Source organism: Duganella guangzhouensis (assembly GCF_009674535.1).
Classification (GTDB): domain Bacteria; phylum Pseudomonadota; class Gammaproteobacteria; order Burkholderiales; family Burkholderiaceae_D; genus Rugamonas; species Rugamonas guangzhouensis.
The window spans coordinates 70295-78692 of the sequence record NZ_WKJK01000023.1 but is presented as its reverse complement, the minus strand read 5'-3'; the positions used below and the strand labels follow the sequence as shown (position 1 = coordinate 78692).

Here is an 8398-nt window from a genome sequence, read left to right as displayed (position 1 = left end):
ATCTTGGGCTATTGGTTGATCTTGCAAGCATAAATAGCACGCTCTGGCATCTACCTGCCACAAAAACAGGCAGAACTGACGTGAATGAACGAGCTGACCCCGGCCAGCACATCAGCCTCGTTCTTTACCAATTCGAGCGTACGGCTAATGGCGCAACACCATTCCGCGCAAGCGCCCTCCCCATGCGCTGAATTTATGTGATGCGCGCGGCGCCGTGGTCCAAGGATCAATACCCAGCCACGCTTGTTGCGGTGTCTGGCCACCCAAGTGCTGGTGCGGCCGGGTGACGTTGTACCAAAACTGGAATGCGGGCAGCGCGCCCCGCAACTGAGCGGCATCCGCGATCAGGTAGTCGCAGAGGCTGTGCTTGAACGTCCCGAACAGTCTTTCGATATAGCCGTTTTCCCACGGCCGTGCCGGGCGCGAGTGCCGCAGCCCGACACCACTCCAGTGCAAGACACGCTTGACTAGCTTGCCGCGAAATACCGGATGATTGTCTGTCTTCATAAAGCTCGGCCGACCATACTGGCCGATGGCCAGGAACAGGCTGCCAAGCGGTGCTCACTGGCTAAACCGTTTCAGGTGGCGCAGCATCAGGTTGAGGCGGCTGCCATGATCGATCGCGCCTAACACGATGTGCTGTATCCCCTCGCCGTCCGTGACGCATGTGGTATCGATTCCCCACATACAATCGTTGGGCTGCCTTGCCGGCACTCTGTGCTTCAGTTCGCACTGACGATGCAAGGCGATATGTGCTTCGCGGATAAGTAGTTCGCGTACCCAAGTGCAGCCTACGGAGACACCCGTTTTCGCAAAACTAGCACTCCCTCGTTATATGCAGCTGAGCCGTTTCAGCAAACCTCTAAACCATTTCCAAAATCCGGGGATACATTCTGTGAACGCACCTTTTGGCGTCTCATGTGCATTTTCTGCACATCATCACTTCGCCCTCTAAAAAATACAATGGAAATACAAATGTCGTGGTCCAAAATTATCGCCTGCAGTATGGCCGGCCTCATCTTAACCGCCTGCGGTGGCGGCGGTGGCGGCACTGGTGCAGCACCAGCGTCTCCGGCGCCAACGCCGGGCGTGTTTAGTCGTAAAGCCGCCACGGTGGGCGACTTTACTACCTACAAATCGGTGCAAACCATTCAGTACGGCGATACCAAACCTGGTACGGTCTCAGCGTACTACACCAAATACGTGAGCGAACAGAATGGAAATCTTCATAATGAAATGACGCAATTCAGCGGTGCTGATATCACGGCAAGCACTGACACCTATGACCAGGACGGCAAAAAAACCAAGAACGTTAAGCCTGGGAGCTGCACCACCGAATACTTGCCATCGTTCCCGGACGGCCTGCCGGCCACGGTACGAATCGATACCGTATGGGACAACAGCATTACCGCGAGCTACAGCTGTTTTAGCACCGGCGCCAAGGGAAGCTATCAATTTTCGACCAAAGGCAAAGTGCTAGGGCAAGAAACGATTACCGTGGCCGCAGGCACCTTTTCAACCATCAAATACAGCGTCACCAGTACCACAGTCCAGACCACGTCCACCACGGTCACGGAAAATACCTGCTGGGCTGATCCCGATTCCGGCGTCGACGTCAAATGCGATGCGGTGCGGACCTTTACCTCCACGGCAGCACCGCAGAGTAACAACACGCGCACCACGACTGACGAACTGCTCTACTATGCGCACGCCGCCACGCAACGCAAGAAACTCGGCACCGAGCGCTTCGCTGGCGACTGGGCGGGCGTTTACTCAGGGGCCGATCACGGCTACTGCACCTTCACGGTTGAGTTGAGCGGACAATTGCACGGTTCTTGTCAGAGCAATGGCCTGGGCGGTACCTTCGCCTTGAGCGGCGCAATCGACGCCAGCGGCAATCTCAGTTTCATCCTGAGCGCAAACGGCGTGACGACGCCGACCTTCCAGGGCACGCTCGATTCACCAGGCTATATGGCCGGCACCTGGTTGCTATCCACCGGTGGTGGCGGCAGCTGGTACATGCAGCACCAATAAGCGCTGATGGCATAGAAGGCCCAACTTACCCGGTTGGGCTTTTTTTATAGCGCCACGACACCATACGACTTCAAGCTGACGTTATTCGGCACCTCGGCCATCGACAGCACGCGCATATGGGGAATCATGCGTTCCGACAGTGCGCGTACGTGGCGCCGCAAGTCGGGCGCGCACAATAGCACCGGCAGCATATTGGCCTTCATCATCCGGTCCGATTCAGCGGACAGCCGCGACTGCAGCTGTTCGGCATAGCGCGGATCGACCGCCATGCTGCTGCCCTGCTCGACATTGCGCAGGCTCTGCAACAATACCTGCTCAACACCCGGGTCCAGCGTCAGTACGCTCAGCGCGGTCATCTCACCCAGCAGGGATTGGCAGATCGCCGCGCCCAGCTTCTGCCGCACCACTTCGGTCAGATAGCCGAGATCCTTGCTGTTGCGCCCCATGTCGACCAGCGCTTCCAGGATCACCTCAAGATTGCGGATCGAGACCTTTTCCTTCAGCAGATTCTGCAGCACCTTTTGCACGTCGCTGACCGACAGCACGGTCGGGATCAGTTCTTCCACCAGGCCTGGCTGCTGCTGCCGCACGCGCTGCAGCAGCTTGTCGGTCTCGGTACGCGTTAGCAGTTGGGCCGATTGCTGCTTCAGCACTTCGCTCAGATGGGTGATGAACACGGTTGGCGCGTCCACCAGCGTGTAGCGCGCCGCGCGCGCCAGCTCGCGTTCGCTCTCTTCGATCCAGATCGCCGGCAAGCCATAGGTCGGCTCGCGGGTGGCGATGCCTTTGACAGTGCGCTGATCGCCGCCGGCATGGATCGCCAACGTGCGGTCGGTCATGATTTCGCCCTTGCCCGCTGGTACACCAAAAATCTGCAGCTCGTAGGCATTGGGGCCAAGCTGAGGCGCATCGCGGAAGCGCACCGGCGGCAGTACCATGCCGGAATCGAGCGCGTACTGTTTGCGGATGGCGGCGATGCGCTCCATGAAGACGGTCTTTTCGCCACTCACCAGCGGCACCAGATTGCTGCCGACCTGGACCTCGACCGGTTCGACCTTCAGCATTTCGTAGGCGTCCTTGTCGGCTTCGGCCGACTCGTCCTTGTCGGCGGCAGCGGCCGCCGCATCGCCCTCTTCCTGCGCCTTGCGGCGTACGATCAGGCCAGTGCCCAGCAGCCCCGCCGCCAGCACCAGCACGGGGATCGCCGGTATGCCGGGCAACACCATGATGAGCAGCAGCGCGGCGGCCACGATAAACAAGGTCTTGGGAAACGCGGTAATCTGCTTGAGCACTTCGCCGCTCAGGTTGCCGTCGGAAGCCGAACGGGTGACGATAATGCCGGTGCCCACCGAAATCACCAGCGCCGGCACCTGGGTTACGATGCCATCGCCCACCGTCAGCAGGGTGAAGGTTTGCAGCGCCTGGTCCCAGCGCATACCCATCTGCATCACGCCGATCACCAGACCGCCGATAATGTTGATCAGCATGATAATGATGCCGGCAATGGCGTCGCCCTTGACGAATTTGCTGGCGCCGTCCATCGCGCCGTAGAAGCCGCTTTCCTTCTCCAGCATCTTGCGCCGCCGCTTGGCCTCGTCCTGGTCGATAAAACCCATGTTCAGGTCGGCGTCAATGCTCATCTGCTGGCCTGGCATGCTGTCCAACGTGAACCGTGCCGCCACTTCGGACACCCGCTGCGCGCCGCTGGTCACCACCACGTACTGCACCACCACCAGAATCAGGAACACGATCACGCCGATCACGTAATTGCCGCCAACCACATAGGCGCCGATCGCCGAAATCACGCGGCCGGCATCGGCGTCGGTCAGGATCAGCCGGGTCGCGGCGACGTTCAGCGACAGCCGGAATAGCGTGGCAATCAGCAGCAGCGATGGAAAGGTGGAGAACTCCACCGGACGGCCGATGTAAAACGTCAGCAGCAGGATCAGCAGCGCGAAGCTGATGTTGGTCAGGATCAGGAAATCCAGCGTGGCCGAAGGAATCGGCACGAACAGCACGGTCAGGATACCTACCACCAGCAAAGCCATCACCAGATCGGTATTGCTGTTAAAAATACGACGTAGAGACAACATCAAACCACCTTTTTCATTGCGCGCTTAGCGTCGCGCATCGCATACACCCAGACCATGATCTTGGCCACTTGCGGATACAGTTTTTCCGGCACATATCCGTCGAAATCCACCTCCCGGAACAGCGCGCGCGCCAGTGCGCGGTTCTGCACCACCGGCACTTGATGGCGTCCGGCCAATTCGCGCATCTTGCGCGCCAGCTCGCCCGCGCCCTTGGCCACCACTTGCGGCGCGGCCGAATTGCCGTGGCTGTAGCTGAGCGCCACCGCCAGCCGGGTCGGATTGGTGATCAGCACGTCCGCCTGCGCCACCTTGGCGGTGGCTTTGCTGCGCTTCAGCACCTCCTTGCGCAGATCGCGGATGCGGGCGCGGATGCGCGGATCGCCTTCGCGGTTCTTGAATTCGTCCTTGATGTCGCGCTTGCTCATCCGCATGCGCTTGGCAAATTCCCAGCGCGTGAAGCCGACATCAATCAAGGCGATGCACAATAACGTCAACACCAGCTTGACCAGCAGCGAACCGGCCAGGGCCAGCAGCAAGCGCAAATATCCCTTGGGCTCGACCAGCGGTAAACCCATCAGGCCGGGGATGGCGCCACGCACCAGCATATAGACCACCAGGCTCAGTATCACCAGCTTGATGATGCTTTTGGCGGATTCAAACAAGGTGCGCATCGCGAAGATCCGCTTGAAACCCGAAACCGGATTCAGCCGTTGCAGATCCGGTTTCAAGGGATGCAGGCTGAAAATCGGTCCGGTCTGGATCAGATTAGTCAGTACGGCGGTCACCACCAAGGTCAGAAACAGCGGCGCCAGCACCTGCAGGCCCGCGCTAAGGAGCTGCCCCAGCCAGGCCGCCACCGCTTCCACGCTCCACTGCCGATGCCGCGCCGATGCCAGGATTTTTTGCTGCAGCACCAGCATCTGCCGCAAGGCATCCCAGCCGACGGCATACACCGTGACCATCAGCGCGGCCATCATGGCCATCGCGTTGAAGTCATTGCTGCGCGCGACCGAACCCTGCTTGCGCGCTTCCTGCAGCTTGTGCGGTGTGGCCTGTTCTGACCTGTCGCTATCCTGCTCAGCCATTTAGCTCAACACCTGTTCCCAATAAATAAAAATCGAACCATAAACACGCGCCATCAAGGGCTGCAGACCGCCAAGCGACAACATCAGCACCACCAGTCCCACCACGATTTTGACGGGCACGCCTACTACGAACACATTCATCTGCGGCAGCACGCGCGATACCACCGCCAGCCCGGTTTCAGTCAATAACAAACACAGCATCACCGGAATGATGAGCGCCACGCCCAGCGAAAACATCAACCCGAACTGGCGCAGCACCGGCTCCGCATCGAGCCCATGGAAGCCGGAACCCGGCGGGATCTGCTGCAGCGAAAAAGCAAAGCCACGCAACAGCGCATGATGTGCATCCATACCAAAGAACGACACCACCGCCACCATGTTGAGCATGGTGGCAAACAGTGGCGCGCCGCCACGCGTTACCGGGTCATACACGCTGCCCAGGCCAAAGCCGGTTTGCACATCCAGTATTTTGCCCGCCAAGGCGAAAGCGCCGAATGCGGCAAACACCCCGAACGCCAGCGTCAGGCCGGTTACCAGCTCGGCCAGTGCCGCCAACAGCAGCGGTCCGATCGTGGTCGGCGGTGCCGGCAATGCCGTGCCCAGGCCGGACACCAGCAGCGCGCTCAGTGTCAGGGTCAGCAGCACCCGTACCGACGCCAGCCCGCTCAGCCCGGACAATAACGGCGACAGCAGCAACACCACGCCCAGCCGCACGGAAGTACAAAACACGGCCAACATCCAGGCCAGGTCGACACTGATGGTCATCGCTCAGAAATAGGTCGGGATGTTGGCGATCAGGGTAGTGGAGAAGCCGACCAGGCGCTTCAGCATCCACGGCCCGCACACCACCAGCACCACCACAGCGGCGATGACTTTCGGGATAAAGGTCAGCGACGCTTCCTGTACCTGGGTCACCACCTGGATCACGCTGATCAATAAGCCAACCAGCAGGGTCACGGCCAGCAACGGCGCTGAAATCAGCAGCGCGTTCCACAGCAGATCGGCCAGCAGCTGCAGCGCCAGATCCGGCCTCATACGCCCAACTCCATGCCGGCAACGCGGTTCTTAACTGGCTTCATAGCGTTCCAACAGTTCGCCCGCAGTGCGGCCGAACGGCGCCGCGCGCGACGACAGCAGACGTTGCGCCAATGCGCGGAAGCGCACCGGATCTTCGGTCTGCCCGCCGAGTATCATCTGTGCATAACGCGCCGCCAGACTGTCGCGGTCCAGACCCAGCGCGCGATCGATCTCGGCTTGCGCCTCGTCGCGCTGTCCCTGCAGCGCCGCGACCACGGCCAACCCGCCATGGCTTTCGCCGAAATTGCGGTCCAGCGACAGCGCCTGCGCGAAGGCGGCACGGGCACCATCCAGCTGACGCGCGAAAATCCGTGCCCAGCCCAGCAGATGCCAGGTACCGATGTGACCAGGCATGAACTTGAGCGCCTGCTCCAGCTGCTGTTGAGCGGCCGCCAGGTCGCGCTTGAGCAGGCTCGCCGTGCCCAGGCCGGACCAGCTGCGCCCTTCGGCCGGATTACGCTGCAACACTTGCTGGAAGCGTGCGATCGCGGCATCGCTGTCAACCCGCGCCAGCGCCAGCGAACCGGACGTGACCAGCGCTTCCAGCGGGGCGGCGTCCGCCGTTGGCAACAGCGCCATGGCGGCGGCGCTCAACTGCTCGGCTTGTTCAAGGCGATCGGCGTCGAAGCAGATCAGGCTCAGCGCCGACAGCAACTCGGCATCGTTGCCGCAGCGTGCCAGTTGCGGCTCGGCCAGCGCCAGAGCGCGGTCGCCCTCCCCCATGTGATGCAGGCTGCGCACGATCAGCGTCAGCATCGCGGACGACAGTTCACTGGCTTGTTCGTAGGGCGCCATGACGCCGACCGCTTCCGCATGCCGCCCCTGCCGCTGCAGCGCGTAAGCCAGGTTGTAGGCCAGGTTGATGTCTTGATGACGGCTGAACAAGGACGCGAACACCGCCTCGGCGCCGGTCCAGTCCTGCTGCGCCAGATGGATCTGCCCCAACCGCGCCTGAAACCAGGGATCGTCCGGATAACGCCGCAATGCCGCCTGCGCGTGCCCATTGGCGCGCGGCAGATCCGCCGCCGCCAAACTCAGATCGATCACCCGCGCCAGCAATTCCTGATTATCCGGATCAATCGCGAGATAGCCCTCGCTGCGCTGCAGTTGTTGTGTCACTTCATTCATTACTCTTCCTTAAGGCTCGCCCAGCAATTGCTGTATGGCGCGGTTCACCAGTTCATTGCAGGCCACGTCGCGTTCCATGGCCAGCTGGATGTCGTCGACCATTTGAAAAAAGCGCGGATCGTTGATCAGTCGTTCGCCGAAATGCGACAGCAATACGGCTTCCAGAAAGACCCGGAATGCCTTGCGGCCGCGCTGTGGATCATCACGCCCGATCTGACGCACGCGCTGACCGATCAGGGCGCCCAATTGCTCCTGAGCGTAACGCGCCGGCGCCCCCGCTGGCGTCGACGGCGGCGCCTTGCGCTGGCCCGTCGGCGTGGCCGCGCGCTGCGTCAACTGGCTCTGAATCACCTTGACCAGCTGACTGACCGAATCGATAGACGTTGCCATGATCGCCGCTTATCAGTGCCGCTGGCCGGTGTAGGCCGATAAAAACAGGTGCTGCCCCTCTTCCACGGCGGCGCTTTCCGGCGCGGCGGCGGCGTCAGCCGGAACCTGCTCCAGATGGCGCATGATGTTTTGCATATCGCCGTTCAGCGCCGGATTGACGCTGTTCAGCGCCACCCCTTGCCCCAGCGCGCGCAGCGCCTCGGAGCGCTCGTCGCGGATCAAATGCAGCAGGCCATGGCCAAAATGGTGCAGTGGATTGCTGTCCGCCAGTTCGGTCAGCGGCTGCAACACTTCGCCGGCGCGCGCGCCCCGGTCCTGCCCCAGCCACAACAAGGCCAGTTGCAGTCGGGCGATGGACAGGGCCGGATCCAGCGCGATCGCCGCCTCCATCTCGTCGATGCCGCGCTGGTACATCTTGATCTGCGCATATTCGGCGCCCAGCAGGTAGTGGGCAATCGCGGTCGCATCGGCGCGCGATACGGCTTCCTTCAAATAGGCTATCGCGCTGGCCGAATCGCCAGAAGTACTGGCGTTCAGCGCCAGTTGCTGCAGTTCCGCCTGGTCCAGCATGGCCAGTGTGCTGTTAGTCAT

9 protein-coding genes are annotated in these 8398 nt (G+C 61.1%); 1 reads left to right on the top strand and 8 read right to left on the bottom strand.

The features are described from left to right. Positions 1 to 144: 144 nt before the first annotated feature. A complete protein-coding gene (locus GJ699_RS29875; RefSeq protein WP_154383057.1) occupies positions 145 to 507 on the bottom strand; it encodes an integrase core domain-containing protein in 363 nt (120 codons plus the stop codon). A gap of 468 nt (positions 508 to 975) precedes the next feature. Here GJ699_RS29875 and GJ699_RS29870 point away from each other — a divergent pair, with 468 nt between their 5' ends. Further along, a complete protein-coding gene (locus tag GJ699_RS29870; protein WP_154383056.1) occupies positions 976 to 2034 on the top strand; it encodes a hypothetical protein in 1059 nt (352 codons plus the stop codon). Positions 2035 to 2078: 44 nt separating this feature from the next. Here the strand turns inward: GJ699_RS29870 and flhA are convergent, their stop codons facing one another. Genes flhA through GJ699_RS29835 form a run of 7 tightly spaced genes read right to left on the bottom strand, consistent with a single transcriptional unit; the run spans position 2079 to position 8398 of the window. Further along, entirely contained in the window at positions 2079 to 4127 is a 2049-nt protein-coding gene (gene flhA / locus GJ699_RS29865) for a flagellar biosynthesis protein FlhA (protein WP_154383055.1), read from the bottom strand. Next, the gene (locus GJ699_RS29860; RefSeq protein ID WP_154383054.1) at positions 4127 to 5212 is read right to left on the bottom strand and encodes an EscU/YscU/HrcU family type III secretion system export apparatus switch protein; all 1086 of its coding nucleotides are present in this window, start codon (positions 5210 to 5212) and stop codon (positions 4127 to 4129) included. Before GJ699_RS29860 ends, flhA begins: the two co-directional genes overlap by 1 nt. Beyond that, positions 5213 to 5977 carry a flagellar biosynthetic protein FliR gene (locus GJ699_RS29855; protein WP_154383053.1) on the bottom strand — a complete coding sequence of 255 codons (765 nt, stop codon included), beginning with the start codon at positions 5975 to 5977 and terminating at the stop codon, positions 5213 to 5215. Between the two features lie 3 nt (positions 5978 to 5980). Further along, positions 5981 to 6247 (bottom strand): flagellar biosynthesis protein FliQ, encoded by a 267-nt coding sequence (gene fliQ, locus GJ699_RS29850; protein ID WP_154383052.1) that lies wholly within the window; start codon positions 6245 to 6247, stop codon positions 5981 to 5983. Between the two features lie 30 nt (positions 6248 to 6277). Continuing rightward, a complete protein-coding gene (locus GJ699_RS29845; RefSeq protein WP_154383051.1) occupies positions 6278 to 7417 on the bottom strand; it encodes a tetratricopeptide repeat protein in 1140 nt (379 codons plus the stop codon). Between the two features lie 9 nt (positions 7418 to 7426). Beyond that, the gene (locus tag GJ699_RS29840) at positions 7427 to 7807 is read right to left on the bottom strand and encodes a hypothetical protein (RefSeq protein ID WP_154383050.1); all 381 of its coding nucleotides are present in this window, start codon (positions 7805 to 7807) and stop codon (positions 7427 to 7429) included. 12 nt (positions 7808 to 7819) lie between these two features. After that, positions 7820 to 8398, bottom strand: coding sequence for a tetratricopeptide repeat protein (locus GJ699_RS29835; protein ID WP_154383049.1), 579 nt, complete (start codon positions 8396 to 8398; stop codon positions 7820 to 7822).

Bases quoted from the DNA above. Each gene is read 5' to 3' on its own strand.
- GJ699_RS29860 (WP_154383054.1), bottom strand. From the start codon at position 5,212: ATGGCTGAGCAGGATAGCGACAGGTCAGAACAGGCCACACCGCACAAG.
- GJ699_RS29835 (WP_154383049.1), bottom strand. From the start codon at position 8,398: ATGACTAACAGCACACTGGCCATGCTGGACCAGGCGGAACTGCAGCAA.
- GJ699_RS29875 (WP_154383057.1), bottom strand. From the start codon at position 507: ATGAAGACAGACAATCATCCGGTATTTCGCGGCAAGCTAGTCAAGCGT.
- GJ699_RS29870 (WP_154383056.1), top strand. From the start codon at position 976: ATGTCGTGGTCCAAAATTATCGCCTGCAGTATGGCCGGCCTCATCTTA.
- flhA (WP_154383055.1), bottom strand. From the start codon at position 4,127: ATGTTGTCTCTACGTCGTATTTTTAACAGCAATACCGATCTGGTGATG.
- GJ699_RS29855 (WP_154383053.1), bottom strand. From the start codon at position 5,977: ATGACCATCAGTGTCGACCTGGCCTGGATGTTGGCCGTGTTTTGTACT.
- GJ699_RS29845 (WP_154383051.1), bottom strand. From the start codon at position 7,417: ATGAATGAAGTGACACAACAACTGCAGCGCAGCGAGGGCTATCTCGCG.
- GJ699_RS29840 (WP_154383050.1), bottom strand. From the start codon at position 7,807: ATGGCAACGTCTATCGATTCGGTCAGTCAGCTGGTCAAGGTGATTCAG.
- fliQ (WP_154383052.1), bottom strand. From the start codon at position 6,247: ATGAGGCCGGATCTGGCGCTGCAGCTGCTGGCCGATCTGCTGTGGAAC.